13 protein-coding genes, 4 tRNA genes and 1 pseudogene are annotated in these 13,077 nt (G+C 70.9%); 8 read left to right on the top strand and 10 right to left on the bottom strand.

Annotated elements, in window-relative coordinates:
* Positions 1-31: 31 nt before the first annotated feature.
* Positions 32-589: an EF-hand domain-containing protein gene (locus ACGFNU_RS15725; RefSeq protein ID WP_392594040.1), complete on the bottom strand. Its 558-nt coding sequence runs from the start codon at positions 587-589 to the stop codon at positions 32-34.
* Positions 590-778: 189 nt separating this feature from the next.
* On the opposite strand from ACGFNU_RS15725, the pseudogene ACGFNU_RS15720 reads away from it, so the two are divergent.
* Together ACGFNU_RS15720 and ACGFNU_RS15715 are read left to right on the top strand one after the other, a co-directional pair.
* Positions 779-1,516, top strand: a pseudogene (locus tag ACGFNU_RS15720) (helix-turn-helix domain-containing protein); the annotation flags it as partial.
* A 605-nt stretch (positions 1,517-2,121) separates the two neighbouring features.
* Positions 2,122-2,622, top strand: a complete 501-nt coding sequence (locus ACGFNU_RS15715; protein WP_392594930.1) for a hypothetical protein — start codon at positions 2,122-2,124, stop codon at positions 2,620-2,622.
* Positions 2,623-2,826: 204 nt separating this feature from the next.
* On the opposite strand, the gene ACGFNU_RS15710 is transcribed toward ACGFNU_RS15715, so the two are convergent.
* The 7 genes from ACGFNU_RS15710 to ACGFNU_RS15680 form a co-directional block, all read right to left on the bottom strand.
* A tRNA-Val gene (locus ACGFNU_RS15710) sits at positions 2,827-2,901 on the bottom strand.
* Positions 2,902-2,921: 20 nt separating this feature from the next.
* A tRNA-Cys gene (locus ACGFNU_RS15705) sits at positions 2,922-2,992 on the bottom strand.
* Positions 2,993-3,016: 24 nt separating this feature from the next.
* Positions 3,017-3,088 (bottom strand) — tRNA-Gly (locus tag ACGFNU_RS15700).
* Between the two features lie 34 nt (positions 3,089-3,122).
* Complete coding sequence (locus tag ACGFNU_RS15695) at positions 3,123-4,088, bottom strand: CHAP domain-containing protein (RefSeq protein ID WP_392594038.1); 966 nt, start codon at positions 4,086-4,088, stop codon at positions 3,123-3,125.
* A 150-nt stretch (positions 4,089-4,238) separates the two neighbouring features.
* Positions 4,239-5,054, bottom strand: coding sequence for a universal stress protein (locus ACGFNU_RS15690; protein ID WP_392594037.1), 816 nt, complete (start codon positions 5,052-5,054; stop codon positions 4,239-4,241).
* 36 nt (positions 5,055-5,090) lie between these two features.
* Positions 5,091-6,305: a M20 family metallopeptidase gene (locus ACGFNU_RS15685; RefSeq protein ID WP_392594035.1), complete on the bottom strand. Its 1,215-nt coding sequence runs from the start codon at positions 6,303-6,305 to the stop codon at positions 5,091-5,093.
* Between the two features lie 72 nt (positions 6,306-6,377).
* A complete protein-coding gene (locus ACGFNU_RS15680; RefSeq protein ID WP_392594033.1) occupies positions 6,378-7,166 on the bottom strand; it encodes a maleylpyruvate isomerase family mycothiol-dependent enzyme in 789 nt (262 codons plus the stop codon).
* A 94-nt stretch (positions 7,167-7,260) separates the two neighbouring features.
* Between ACGFNU_RS15680 and ACGFNU_RS15675 the strand changes: the two genes are divergently transcribed.
* From ACGFNU_RS15675 to ACGFNU_RS15660, 4 genes are read left to right on the top strand one after another with little or no spacing between them, the layout of a single operon-like run.
* On the top strand, positions 7,261-8,235 hold the full coding sequence (locus tag ACGFNU_RS15675; protein WP_392594031.1) for a DNA polymerase domain-containing protein: 975 nt from the start codon (positions 7,261-7,263) through the stop codon (positions 8,233-8,235).
* Positions 8,236-8,260: 25 nt separating this feature from the next.
* The gene (locus tag ACGFNU_RS15670; RefSeq protein WP_392594029.1) at positions 8,261-8,602 is read left to right on the top strand and encodes a hypothetical protein; all 342 of its coding nucleotides are present in this window, start codon (positions 8,261-8,263) and stop codon (positions 8,600-8,602) included.
* On the top strand, positions 8,599-9,471 hold the full coding sequence (locus tag ACGFNU_RS15665) for a Gfo/Idh/MocA family protein (RefSeq protein ID WP_392594027.1): 873 nt from the start codon (positions 8,599-8,601) through the stop codon (positions 9,469-9,471). The genes ACGFNU_RS15670 and ACGFNU_RS15665 overlap by 4 nt, the downstream gene beginning before the upstream one ends.
* Positions 9,468-10,385: a MerR family transcriptional regulator gene (locus tag ACGFNU_RS15660; RefSeq protein WP_392594025.1), complete on the top strand. Its 918-nt coding sequence runs from the start codon at positions 9,468-9,470 to the stop codon at positions 10,383-10,385. Before ACGFNU_RS15665 ends, ACGFNU_RS15660 begins: the two co-directional genes overlap by 4 nt.
* 9 nt (positions 10,386-10,394) lie before the next feature.
* Here the strand turns inward: ACGFNU_RS15660 and ACGFNU_RS15655 are convergent.
* A tRNA-Gly gene (locus tag ACGFNU_RS15655) sits at positions 10,395-10,469 on the bottom strand.
* 148 nt (positions 10,470-10,617) lie between these two features.
* On the opposite strand from ACGFNU_RS15655, the gene ACGFNU_RS15650 reads away from it, so the two are divergent.
* Together ACGFNU_RS15650 and ACGFNU_RS15645 are read left to right on the top strand one after the other, a co-directional pair.
* Positions 10,618-11,691 (top strand): DUF6745 domain-containing protein, encoded by a 1,074-nt coding sequence (locus ACGFNU_RS15650; protein ID WP_392594023.1) that lies wholly within the window; start codon positions 10,618-10,620, stop codon positions 11,689-11,691.
* A 9-nt stretch (positions 11,692-11,700) separates the two neighbouring features.
* Positions 11,701-12,153, top strand: coding sequence for a hypothetical protein (locus ACGFNU_RS15645; protein WP_392594021.1), 453 nt, complete (start codon positions 11,701-11,703; stop codon positions 12,151-12,153).
* A 31-nt stretch (positions 12,154-12,184) separates the two neighbouring features.
* On the opposite strand, the gene ACGFNU_RS15640 is transcribed toward ACGFNU_RS15645, so the two are convergent.
* Positions 12,185-13,024 carry a PaaX family transcriptional regulator C-terminal domain-containing protein gene (locus tag ACGFNU_RS15640; protein WP_392594019.1) on the bottom strand — a complete coding sequence of 280 codons (840 nt, stop codon included), beginning with the start codon at positions 13,022-13,024 and terminating at the stop codon, positions 12,185-12,187.
* Positions 13,025-13,077 lie beyond the last annotated feature (53 nt).

The raw sequence follows: 13,077 nt of genomic DNA, 5'->3' as shown, positions 1-13,077 counted from the left end.
CAGATGCCGGCCGGCCCAGGCCGATCTGGCATCAACCCCCGACGCGCCCGAGGAACCAGTTGCCCGGTGCGTTGACATCGTCGCTGAGCAGGTACTCCCGGATACTGTCGCTCAGCTCCTGCCGGGTGATGTGGCCGTCGCCGTCGCGATCCAGATGCCCGAAGGCCTCGAGGATCTCCTCCTGCCCCAGGGACGGGAAGGTCGCGCGGTAGAGGGTGAGGAACTCCGGCTGGGACAGGCGGCCGTCGCGGTCGGCGTCGCCCGCTTCCACGAATGCGTCCACCGCCACCCCCAGGGAGTCGGCGTACCCGTCGGGATCATCCGACAGCCCGGCGACGGCGGCGACGTACTCGCTCCGGCTGACCCGCCCGTCACCGTCGGCGTCCATGGGAGCCAGCAGCACCTCCCACAGACGGACATAGCCGTCACGGACGCGCCACGCGTCCTCGGACTCGGCGGCGAACCCCGAGGCATCGGCCGCCGCGCGCGCCAGGGCGACGCAATCGTCCCTGCTGAGATCTCCATCGCTGTTGCGGTCCAGCAGGTCAAAACACCGGGCGATCTTCCGCTCGAGGAACGTCTCTGTCATCACGCACCTTTCTCTCGACAGCACTGCTGACAACATCCCCACCCCAACGCGGCAACAACACAGAGTGATAGAGCAATAACTCTATGGGTTGAACGGGAGCACAGTGCACCCATCGCCCCAAAGAGTGCTGCTACCAGGGCGTTTGATCCTGTGGAGTCTGTTTGACTCCGCGGGCCGGATCCCGCTGGCGTGCGGTGTACGGGTTGTACGTCCAGGATCACCACGGCCGGGTGGCCGCCGGTTCGTGCGGGGGGTGTTGGTTCAGGGGATGTTGAGGGTGATGTTCAGGGTGTTCATCGACATGCGGGACCTATCGGCGTTGCCCTTGTTGCGCCAGTAGCCGCCTTCTTTGGTGACGCCGGCGGTGATTTTGTAGCGGCCGCTGGTCAGGCCGTCGAAGGTGTGGGTGGCGGTGCCGTGGCGGCCCTTGAGGGTGGTGCTGATCTCGCCGGGGACGGGGGCGCCGGTGGGCTTGTTCAGCCAGAAGTGGCCCGTCAGGTGGCAGCCGAGGATGCACTTGTTCTCTTCGTACCAGGCAGCGCCCCAGTAGTAGAAGAAGTGCTCGCACTCTGCGGCAATCCCGAGGCGGCCGAGCTGGACTACAAGAAGCTGGTACACGCTCAGAGCGAGAAAGACAAGACCGAGTTCCGCAAGGACGCCATCGCGATGGGCAACAGCGGCGGTGGCGTTCTCTTGCTCGGCGTCGAGGAAGAGAACGCGACTGCCGTGCCTGCGGAGGTGCCAGGCGTGGACGTCTCTGAATCGGAACAGCGACGGCTGAGGTCGCTCCTGCACGAGGTCTCACCGTTTCTGCCTGTCGTCATCGAGCCGTTGAAGGACCCAGAAGCCCAAGAACAACGGGGCGTTCTCCTCGTCATAGTCGAGCGCAGCGCCATGGCCCCGCACGCCCTGCTGAGCACCGTCCGGGACACCCACCATAAGGACGGCTGGATGCGCTTCCCCGTCCGCGACGGCGCATCCACGCGCTGGATGAAGGAGCCCGAGGTCGCCACCAGATATCGCGACCGTTTCGCGCACGGCCGGTCCGCAGGGGAACGTCTTGACGACGTCGAACTTGAGTGCCTTCTCAACTACGAGAAGCGCGACGAGCTTCCGGAGGTCGAGGAACAAGCGTCAACGAGCGCGTATGGCCTGAACCCGCCGACGACGCCCGCGCGGCCCGTCCTGGCCGTCAGCATGGCCCCGGAGCTCCCTGGTCGCATGGTTATCGACCGCGCCTCTCTGCTGGAGTTCCAACGCTCGTCCAACACAGAGTCGGTACTGCTCGAGAGAGAAGTCGCTCCTCGGCTTGCTGATGGCGTGCCTAACGGCGTGTCCATGGTGTCTACCCCTGCCGATGGCGTGCCTAAGATCGCTGTCGGTGTGTTCGGGGTGTGCCGATCGCGTGCCCAAGAAGTGTCTACCCTGCCGGGTTGCCTGGGGCATGCCGTTCGAGATGAGTGGATGCGCGCCAGCATCCGTCCTGCCCTGCATGCTCCGCGCCGCCGTTGGTTCTTCTCGCGGACCGGCTGTTGCGGGATGCGGTGGATGCTGCCTGCCGCGTCGATCGCGATCCCGAGACCGGGGCCTTGCATGAAGTCCGCGGAGCCATGTGGCTCGGTCCGTCCAAGACCCAGACCGCTGCGCGCCGTATCGATCTGCCGCCCTTCCTGGCCGCGCTCCTGCAGGAGGTGATGGACAGTCACGACCAGGACCAGGTGTTCGTCATCGCCGACGATCGCTGGCACCGGCGATCCAACTTCGCCCGCCGCCTGTGGCGCCCCGCCTGCGACGGCGATGCCGAACGCGACTGGCCGCATGTCCTGCCCGGTGCGGTCTTCCATGGTCTGCGTCACCACCACAAGACCATGCTGGACGAACTGGGCATCGACGACGCCCTGAAGTACGAGCGGATGGGGCACCGGATGCCCGGCATCGCGGGGGTCTACAGCCACGTCACCGACGCGATGCGGCACAACCTGCGACAGCGGCTCCAACAACGGTGGACCGACTTGACCGGTCGCCGGCCATGATCACCACTCGACCTACCGGTATGTATCGGGAGCGGCGGTGGGGAGCACGGCGGGAGCACTGCTCCCAGTGACCCCGACCCACGCGTGGGTAGTTTCGATCATCGCGGGGAGCAGTGTGCTCCCGATTTGCTCCCGATCCGGGGCCGAATGGGGCTGGAATGCAAGATCCCCAGGTCAGATGTGTGGTCTGACCTGGGGAGATGGTGGTGGGCGATACTGGGATTGAACCAGTGACCTCTACCGTGTCAAGGTAGCGCTCTCCCACTGAGCTAATCGCCCTTGGCGCGACGTGCGCGTCGAGGTGGAGACGGGATTTGAACCCGTGTACACGGCTTTGCAGGCCGTTGCCTCGCCTCTCGGCCACTCCACCGAGCGAGGCCTTGCAGCCTCTCAGAGCGGAAGACGGGATTCGAACCCGCGACCCTCACCTTGGCAAGGTGATGCTCTACCACTGAGCCACTTCCGCCTGCCGGGGATCTCTCCTCGGCGCTGGGTTAACTTTAGCGGAATCCCGGAGTGCTTGCGTACTCGGCGCGGCTGGAGAGGGTGCTCTCGGCGTGCAGGGAGTCCCAGAAGGCGAGCTCGTCGTCCTCCTTGAGGTGGGCGATGCGGCCCCAGAACTCGCGGTCCTCGGCCTCGTGGGCGGCGGCCAGGGAGAGCGCGGGCATGATCGTCGTGGCGGTCTCGGCGGCGTCCAGGTCGGCGGGGGTGACCTCGGCGGGCAGTTGGACGGGGTGGGCCGGGCGGTGGTGCTTGCCGCGCTTGCGGACCCGGACCGGAGGAGAGGTGGGGGCCATCGCGGCGGCGGCCTTGCCGGCGGCCAGGGCGACGGTGCCGCAGAGGACGAACGCCAGGAGGCCGCCGAGGACCAGTTCCTGGGAGGGGAGCGGGGACTCGGGGGCCGGGTCGTGCTTGTGGAGGTTGGCCGTGGCGCCGGTGTCGGGGGCGAGGGTCTCGACGGAGGGGGCGGGGGCGGCGTGCTTGGGGGTGTACTTGGCGGTCTTGACCTTGCCGGGGAAGCCGTAGCCGACCACCTGGTCGACGGAGCGCTCCTTGCGCATGAGCTTGTAGCCCTCGGCGTTGGCCTCGATGGTGTGGAGGGTGTCGCCCTCGACGCGCTCGACGAGGCCCACGTGGTCGATCTGGTCGATGTCGCCGGACCCGGACCAGTCGAAGAAGACGACGGCGCCGGGCTCGGGCTTCTTGCCCCAGGCGTCCTGCTTCTTGAACCACTTGGCGTGCTCGACGGTGGCGGCGAACTGGCCCGCGGAGTCGGTCACCCCGGCCTTGTCGGCGGCCCAGGCGAGGAACATGTCGCACCAGGGGGCCGTCTTGAAGTACGAGTCGTTGTCCGTGTCGACGTTCTTGCCGTACCAGTCGCCGAACTTGGTGTAGCCGTCGCCCTTCTCGGCGTAGCCGAGTTCCTTCTTGGCGATGTCGAGCAGCTTTTTGCCGACCGGGTCCATTTCGCTCCTTGCCGCCCCTGGGTCGGAGCGGCCCTACCAGGTCACGCTCCGATCTCGGTGGAATGTAGCCGAGGTAAAGAGCAGGGGGCAAGTCGTTCAGGACGAAACGGTTGATCTGGACTATGAGGGCCATAGTCGGGCGTGACTAGGTCAAGAGTAGCCCCTCGGCAGGACGGTCACCGGGCACGGCGCCGCGCGGAGCACCTTGAGGGCCACTTCGCCGAGGAAGACCCGGTGTGCGCCGGCGTCCTCGCTGCTGGCGCAGACGAGCAGCTCTCCCTCGGGCCAGTCGACGTCGTCCAGGGCGTCCGCCACGTCGTCGCCCTCGGCGAGCTCAGCGGTCACAGCCTCGGCGGGCAGACCCGAGGAGTCGAGGGCCAGGCGGATCGCCAGGGCCAGATCGTCCCGCAGCGGGTCGGGCCGCGCGTCGTCGACGTTCAGGGTCAGGAGACGCAGCGGGACGTCGAGGGCGAGGGCGGCCTGGGCGGCCCTGATGACAGCTTCGTCACACTGCGGGCGGCGGACGTAGGCCACGGTGATCCGGCTGAGCTCCTCCGGGGGCGCGTAGTCCGCGGGCGGCAGCATGACCGCCTCGGTGGACGCGTGGAGCAGGTGGTCGGCGGTGCTGCCCACGTTGATCCGCCCGCGGGCCCCGCCGCTCGTGGAGCCGACGACGATGATGTCGGCGCCCAGCCTGCTGGCCAGGACGGACAGGCCGCGGCCGACGCTGCGGCTCTCGTGGACGGCGGCCTCGGCGGGGACGCCGTCGAGGAGGTCCAGGGCCTGGTCGAGGAGCGTGTGGGCCTCGCCCGCGGCCGCCGGGCGGTCCGGCGGGTACACGGCGGCCACCGTCAGCTTGCCGCCCGTGAGGCCGACGATGGCCCGGGCCAGCTCCAGCGCCTCTCGCCCGCCCGCGTCGCGGGCGTATCCGACGAGGACGTGTTCCCCGATCATGTCGATGGTCATTCCCAGAAGCGGGGACTTGTCACTTCATGGGCGGCGTCAGTTGGCCGGGGCGGCCATGACGGCCAGGCGGCGGGCGGCGAGCTCGGCGTAGAGGGCGGCTCCGTCCGCCAGCACGGACTCGTCGAACGCGGCATCGGGGGAGTGGTTGAACGCCGCCTTCCCCGGGTCGCGGTCGGCGGGGCACGCGCCCAGCGCCACGAAGGCCGACGGGATCTCGGCGCAGACGAACGAGAAGTCCTCCGACGCGGGCAGCGGGTTGGGCGCGGTGATGTAGCGATCTTCGCCGAACGCCTCCCGGACGGTGCCGGCGACGAAGTCGGCCTCGTCCGGGTCGTTCACCGTGACGGGGTAGTCCTGGAGGTACTCCACGTCGGCCTCCAGGCCGTGCGCGGCGGCGATGCCCCGGATCACCTCGACCGAACGGTCCTTGAGCCGGGCGTGCGCCTCGGCCGAGAACGAACGGACGGTGCCGGAGAAGTGCGCCTCGTCGGGGATGACGTTGTCGGTCGTCCCGGCGTGGAAGTTGCCGATGGTGAGGACGACCGGGTCGAACGCGTCGAAGTTGCGCGTCACCATCGTCTGCAGGGCGGTGACCATCGCGCAGGCCGCAGGAAGGGGATCGTTGGCCCGGTGGGGGATGGAGCCGTGCCCGCCCGCGCCGCGCACCGTCACCCGCAGCCGGTCGGCCGCGGCCATGATCGGGCCGCTCCTGGTGACGAACAGCCCGGCTGGAAGGCCCGCCGAGATCACGTGCAGCGCGTACGCGGCGACGGGGCGCTCGCCGGCCGCCGCCAGCACGCCCTCCTCGATCATGATCCGTGCCCCGCCCGCGCCCTCCTCGCCCGGCTGGAACATGAAGACGACGTCGCCCGCGAGCTCGGCGCGCCGCCCGGCCAGCAGCCGCGCCGCGCCCGCGAGCATCGTGGTGTGCAGATCGTGCCCGCAGGCGTGCATGGTCCCCGGCGTCCGGGAGATCAGCTCGGCGTCGCCGCGTTCGGTCACCGGCAGCGCGTCCATGTCGCCGCGCAGCAGCACCGCCGGGCCCGGCCGGGCGCCCCGCAGCACCGCGGTCACCGACGTCAGGCCTTTGCCGGTGGAGATCTCCAGCGGGAGGCCCGCCAGAGCCGCCAGGACCTTCTCCTGCGTGCGCGGCAGCTCCAGCCCGAGCTCGGGCTCGCGGTGCAGGGACCGCCGCAGCCGGACGAGCTCCTCCTGGAGATCGGCGGCGTCGCCGCGCAGGGTCCGGCTCACGGGGCCTCCTCGATCGCGGGTCCGTGCGGGCAGCCTAACCAGGCACGACACGTCCGAGGAAGGACCGGCCCGTCAGCGGGCGCCGCCGGCCGGCTCGGAAGGGCCGTCGAACGCGGTGTGCTCCAGCCAGTGGTCGAGCAGCGGCCGTTCGCCGATGACCTCGACCCGCAGATCGTCGGGCGGCAGGCGGCGGGTGATGACGAGGAGCAGGTCCGTCACGCCGGCCGACACGACGACGTTCGCCGCGCCGGTCCCGCGTTCCCACGTCACCCCGGTGGGGGTGCGCGTGATCAGCCAGCCCTCGACGTCCGCCTCGGCCGGCCGGAGGGCGAGGGCCTCGCCGTCGCCCCGCAGGGCCTTGAAGCCGGGATTGAGCGTCTCCGCCGGCGGAGCGGAGATCATGTCGAGTCCTTCGCAGATCGCGTCGGCGGCCAGGTCCGGTGCCAGCCCGTAGGGGCGTTCAAGAGCCAGGGCGGCGTCCGCGTGGTGGACGGACGTGTCGTGCAGCATCCGGCGCAGCCAGAACGCGGCGGGCCGCGGCCCCATGAACGTCCACACCTCCCCGCCATACTCCTGGACGGCCGTCAGGAGCCGTTCCGCCCCCGCGCGCAGCCACTCCGGCCAGTCGCCCGCGTCCAGGGAGACGACGGGCCTGAGCGGCACGGGCTCGGCGGCGCGTTCTTCCACGAGCGCCGCCGTCCAGCGCTGTGCCTGGCCCACGTGCTCGACCAGATCGCGCAGCGCCCAGTCGGGGCAGGTCGGGATCCAGGTTCCGGGATGCGCGCCCGTCACGGCCTCCGCGAGACCGGCCGTCTGCTCCAGCAGGCCGTCGGCGAGCCGCCGCAGGTCAAGTGTCCTCATGAACTCCTCCTCGGCTGTTCCCCGTAACGTAAGAGCTCCACCCGGGTGGAGGTTCAAGGGCCTGTGACCCACGACGTACTTGGCAGGTGGCGTGATGGCCGGTGGTGAGGAGCGGGCGGGCGTTCCGCTGAGCAATCTCGACCAGCCGCTGTTCGAAGGGGCCGACGCGACCAAGCGCGACCTGGTCGACTATCTGGACGCCATCGCCGGCCAGATGGTCCCGGCGCTGGCGGGCAGGCCGCTGTCGGTGATCCGCGTGCACCGGGGCGGAGAGCCGTTCATGCAGAAGAACGTCCCGAAGTACACGCCGCCTTGGGTGCGCACCGTGACGCTGTGGGCGGAATCCTCCAGGCGCGAGGTGTCGTACGCGTTGTGCGACGACCGCCGGACGCTCGTGTGGTTCGCCAACCAGCGTGCGATCGAATACCACCCGACCCTGATGCGTGCCGAAGAGCTCAACCGGCCCACGTATCTCGTCCTGGACCTGGACCCGCCCTCGGCGGACGCCTTCGATCTGGCCGTGCGTGCCGCGCATCTGGTGCGGCAGGCCCTGGCCGACTGCGGCTTGGAGGGGGCGGTCAAGACCAGCGGGGCCAAGGGCGTGCACGTGTTCGTGCCCATCAAGGGGGTGGGGCCGGAGGACGCGGCCGCCGCCACGCGGGCGATCGGCGCGCGTGCCGAGCGGCTCGATCCGTCCTTCGCCACGACCGCGTTCATCCGGGAAGACCGCGAGGGCAAGGTGTTCCTCGACTCCACCAGGGCGGGCGGGGCGACCGTGGTGGCCGCCTACAGCCCGCGGGCACGGCCCGGCACGCCCGTGTCGTTCCCCGTGCCCTGGGACGAGCTCGACGGTGTCAGCCCACGCGACTTCACGCTGCGGACGGCGGCGGGGCTGATCGCGGAGGGCGATCCGTGGGCCCGGCTGATGCCCGCGCCGCAGGAGGTGAGCGCCGACCTCATCGAGGAGGGGCACGGCATCCCGATCGCGCGGGTGCAGGCGATGCACGAGGGCAAGCGGCGGGCGCGGGCGCGCCGATCCGCTGGCGGAGCGGCCACTGGAGCGGACTGAGCCCGGTCTCGGAACGGAACCGCCGGTGCTGACTACCTCGCGGAGTCCCCCGGCGGCGCCACGCCGGAGGTTCCCGATCCACCGGGCCTGGCCGGTGGCCGCGGGCAGCGGGCTCGCCGTCCTCATGAACGCCGGCTGGCAGCCCGTGCTCTGCCGGCGCTCCCGGTGCTGTTCGGCTCGTCGATCCACGATCTTCGCCTCGCACCAGCTCGGCGCCGCCGTGGCCGCCGCCGCCGCGGGCGCGCTGCGCACCTCGTTCGGGACGTACACGATGGCCTGGTGGGGCGCAGGCGTCATCTGCCTCGCCGCGGCGGCGATGTCGCTGTCTGTTTCCCGTGCCGGCCGGTCCCTTAGGCTCGTGGGGTGAGCGAACCTGTATCGGTAGGGCTGGTCGGGGCGGGGCCCTGGGCCGGCATGGTGCACGCGCCGGGGCTGGACGCCGGCCCTGACACGCGACTCGCGGGGATCTGGGCACGGCGGCCGGAGGCCTCGGGGGAACTGGCCGCCAAGTACGGCGTGCCCGCCTTCACGCGGATCGAGGAGCTCTTCGACGCCTGCGAGGCGGTGACGTTCTCCGTCCCGCCCGACGTGCAGGCCGATCTCGCGACCAAGGCCGCCCGGGCGGGCAAGGCGGTCCTTCTCGAAAAGCCCCTCGCCATGGACCTGGAGGGCGCCCGCAGGCTGGCCGGCGCCATCGGCGAGGCCGGTGTCGCCTCCCAGATGGTCTTCACGCTCAGGTACTCGGCCGCCGCCCGCGCCTACTTCGCGAAGGTGCGCGAGGTGGAGCCGTTCGGCGGGCACGGCTCGTTCGTCTCCTCGGTCCTCAACGGCGGGCCGTTCGCCACGCCGTGGCGGCTCGAACGCGGCGCGCTGCTGGACCTCGGCCCGCATATCGTCGACATCCTCGACGGCTCGCTCGGCCGGGTGACGGGGGTCCGCGCGCACGGCGACCCGCTCCGCTGGGTCGGCCTGCTGCTCGAACACGAGGGCGGCGCGGTCAGCGAGGCCTCGGTCTCCATGGCGAGCGTGGCCGAGCCGCCGCCCGCGCGCGTCGAGGTGTACGGGCGCCGGGGCAACGCGCAGCTCGACTGGTCGAAGGTCGGCACGGACACGTTCGGCACCATGGTCGCCGAGTTCGCGGCGACGGTGCGGGCCGGCGGGGGCCATCCGCTCGACGCCCAGCACGGCCTGCACATTCAGGAGGTGCTCGCCGAGGCGGAGGCCCAGTTGCGATGATCGTCGATCCGTCGCTCGGCATCGGTGAGCTGTCCCGGCTCACCGGTGTGCCCGTGCGGACGATCCGGTTCTACTGCGACGAAGGCATTCTCGATGTTCAGCGCAGTTCGGGCGGGCACCGCAGGTTCGATCCGGGCGCCGTCGAGCGGCTGCGCCTCGTCCGCCGGCTGCGCGGGCTCGGCCTCGGCCTGCCCGCCATCGCCCACGTGCTGACGGGAGAACGATCGCTCGACGAGGCGATCTCCGCTGAGCGCGCGGCGCTGGACGTCGAGCTAGCCTCCCTGGCCTGGCGCCGTGCCTGCCTGCGCGCGGTGGAGGAGGCGCCGCCCGCCGAGCGCGCGGCGCGGCTGGAGCTCCTCGCCCACGCGCAGGGCCCGGCCGCCCGGGAGGCCATCGTCGACTTCTGGGTGCGCATGGTCCACGCGTACGTGAGCCCGGAGATCATGGAGGGCCTGGTATGGCTGGCCGTCCCGGACGTCCCGGCCGATCCGACCCCGGCGCAGGTCGTCGCGTTCGCCGAGATGGTCGTCATCACCCGCAGTGACGCGTTCGGCGACCGGCGGCGCGTCCGCGAGCGCATCGAGCAGTCGGAGATCTCGGACGAGGGCACGCTGATGCTCGGCGTCGCGGAGGCCTACGCGCTCGCCGCCCCCGCCCTGCTGGCCGAAGAGCCGCCCGGGCCCGGCCCGGCGCTCGACCGCTTCGTCGAGGCGCACGCGCTCGTCCGGGGCGACCGGCAGGACACCCCGGAGTTCCGGCGCTATCTGCACCAGGAGCTGCTCTTCGACCAGGATCCGCGCGTCGACCGCTACTGGGACCTGTTCACCGAGGTGACCGGTACGTTCGCCACGTTCGGCCGCAGCCATCGCTGGCTGCGGGACGCCCTCGCCAAGGCCATGGCTCGCGCGGCCTGAAGAAAGATATGGAGCGGAAGACGGGATTTGAACCCGCGACCCTCACCTTGGCAAGGTGATGCTCTACCCCTGAGCCACTTCCGCTTGCGCTGCCCGGACCTGCCGGTCCTTCGCGGCGACAGGAAAACTCTAGCGCGTTCTGGCGGCGGATCAAAAATCGATGGACACGGCCTCGGGGCTCTGCCACCATGACCGGCATGATCAATGAAAGGGGCGTGGAAGCCCTTCCCCGGTGAGCGATCCGGTGCAGCGGGAAGCTGCCAGAATTCGCTCCGAATGGCTGGGCCACGCGCTGTCGACGCGGCCCGCCGACCGTCCCGCCGCCGAGGCGGCCATCTCCGGGCTCTACCGCCTGATCGGGCTGGACCCGCCGCGTTTCCACTGGACGTCCTCTCCGGTCACCGCGCTCGCGACGGTGCCGCCGGGCACCCGCCGGTGGGAGGGCATCGAACTCCTCGCCGACTGGCCACTGCCCCACCGGTTCGCCGCGCTGATGGCGACCCTGTGCAGGCAGCTCGATGACCAGGTCGAGCATTCCCAGCGGGCGCTGGAATACCTGATCCGGTTCCGTGTGCGGTCGCCGCTGTCGCACGCGTCCCGGGCTCTGCTCATGGCGCTCCGCGCGGCACACGATCACGGGAGCCACATCCCGCCCGTCTGGTCCGGCACGCAGTGCGTCGCGTGGCTGGGCCACTATGAAGCGCTGCGCCACGTCGCCAGGCTGGCCTTCACGCCGGAGCAGGCGCGCCAGTTCGATCTCTGGGCGGCCGTGGCACGGTCGTGTGGCTGGTGGTGGCCTCGCGAAGACGTGTGCGTCGTCTCGGAGCGGCCCGCCGAGGTGCACACCGAGGTCTCGGGGGACGACGGCGAGCTCCGGCTGCACCGCGCGGACGGGCCCGCCCTGCGGTACGCGGACGGCTGGGACCTCTATGCCTGGCACGGCACGCAAGTGCCCGCGTGGGTCGTGACCGATCCCTGTGCCAGGCGCATCGAACGTGAGGCCAACGTCGAGGTGCGCCGGTGCGCGATCGAGCACATCGGGTGGCCCGCGTACATCGACCAGGCCGGGCTGAGACTGGTCGCGTCGGCCCCGGACCCCGGCAACCCCGGCTCGGAACTACAGCTCTATGACATGCGCAAGGAGACCAAAGTGCTCCTCGCCGTCAACGGCTCCGTCGAACGGGACGGGCGCCGCCGCCGGTACGGGCTCACCGTGCCGGGCTTCTTCAGCGACCCGATCGCCGCCGCCGGCTGGACCTACGGGCTGTCCGCCGAGCAGTACTCCCTTCTGTCCCGCCGAACCTGAGGTGATCTCATGACCATGACATCGAAGACAGTGACCCTCGCCTCCCTCTCCCGGCAGACCGGCCTCGCCGTGCTCGACCATCTCGAGCGGTCGGTGAGCATCCCCGTCGTCGACGGCCTCCAGGCCCAGGGCGACCTGATCGTCGTCCCGCACTCCCTCGTCGCGTCCGCCGTGACGTTCTGGCAGTCCGCGGTCTTCAAGCAGGTGCCGCCCAAAGGAATCGAGCTGCTCCGCGGCGAGGCCGGCGGCAACCCGCACACGCTGGTGGGGGACCCGGGAACCGTTCGCTGGACGACCCAGGTGTACGACTCCGACTTCCTGGCCATCGGCGTCTTCGAGGCCTCCGCCGTCGCCTACCTGCTCCACCCTGAGCACGGCGCGTCCGGCTGCGCGCCGGGCACGTACGTCGTCCGCCGCCAGCGCGAGCAGGAGGGGCGCAGGGCCAGGCTCGTCGCCGACTGACCGCATGATCAGGCGAGCGCTCTCCGGGAGGTCAGGCCTGCGCTGAGAGCGTGCGCCAGTGGCGGCCGGCGGCGGCGCGCCAGCCGTCGTGCCTGGCCTGGAACGCCAGGACCGCGCGGGTGCCGCTCCATCCGGCGGGGAGCAGCTCGGACGGGAGGCCGGGGTCGAGGAACGGGAACCGCCGCCACTCCTGGACGAGCCGGACCTGCGCGGTGAACGTCGCGCGGTCGTCGCCGGGGTGGAGGGCGCCCACCTCGGCGAGGAAGTCCTCGTAGGCGAGCTCGATCTCGCTGAGGTCCCAGGCCTGGCCGGCGACCCGGCGGGCCTCCTCGACGTCGCCGAGGCGGCCGACGAAGATCGTGGCGGTGGCGGCGACCCCGGCCTCGGTGAGGACCTCGTGGACCTCGGCCTCGCGTTCGGGGTGCGGGGTGACCCAGATGCCGGGGGAGAGGTTGCCCAGACCGCTCCAGGCCAGGCGGGTGCGCAGGTGGTGGCGCAGCTTGCGGTTGGACTCCGGGACGCTGGCCAGGACGATCAGCCACTGCCCGTCCCAGGCGGTCATGGGGGCGCCGAAGCCGTAGATGCGCTCGGCGCCCTCGGAGAGCAGGCGGCGGCCGTCCGGGGTGAGGCGCCAGGCGGTGCGGCGGCCGTGCCGCTCGGCCGCCAGCCAGCCCTCGGTCGCGCTGCGGGCCAGGGCCTGCCGGACCGCCTTCTCCTCGACGTCCAGCGAGGCGAGGGCGTCGAGGAACGCGGCGGTCCAGACGGGTTCGCCGGCGGGAAGGACGAATTCGCCGAGGACGGTCAGCAGCAGCGAGCGGGCGCTCGCGGCGCCGATCTCCCGGCGTCGCTGGAAGGCGGGTTCGGAGGTCACGCAGGACAGTATCCGGCCTTTCAAAATGTTCCACAAACATATTGACTGGCGTT

Source organism: Spirillospora sp. NPDC048911 (genome assembly GCF_043198015.1).
Classification (GTDB): Bacteria; Actinomycetota; Actinomycetes; order Streptosporangiales; family Streptosporangiaceae; genus Spirillospora.
Note: the sequence above shows the minus strand (reverse complement) of the source record. Positions and strands in the feature narration are given on the sequence as shown.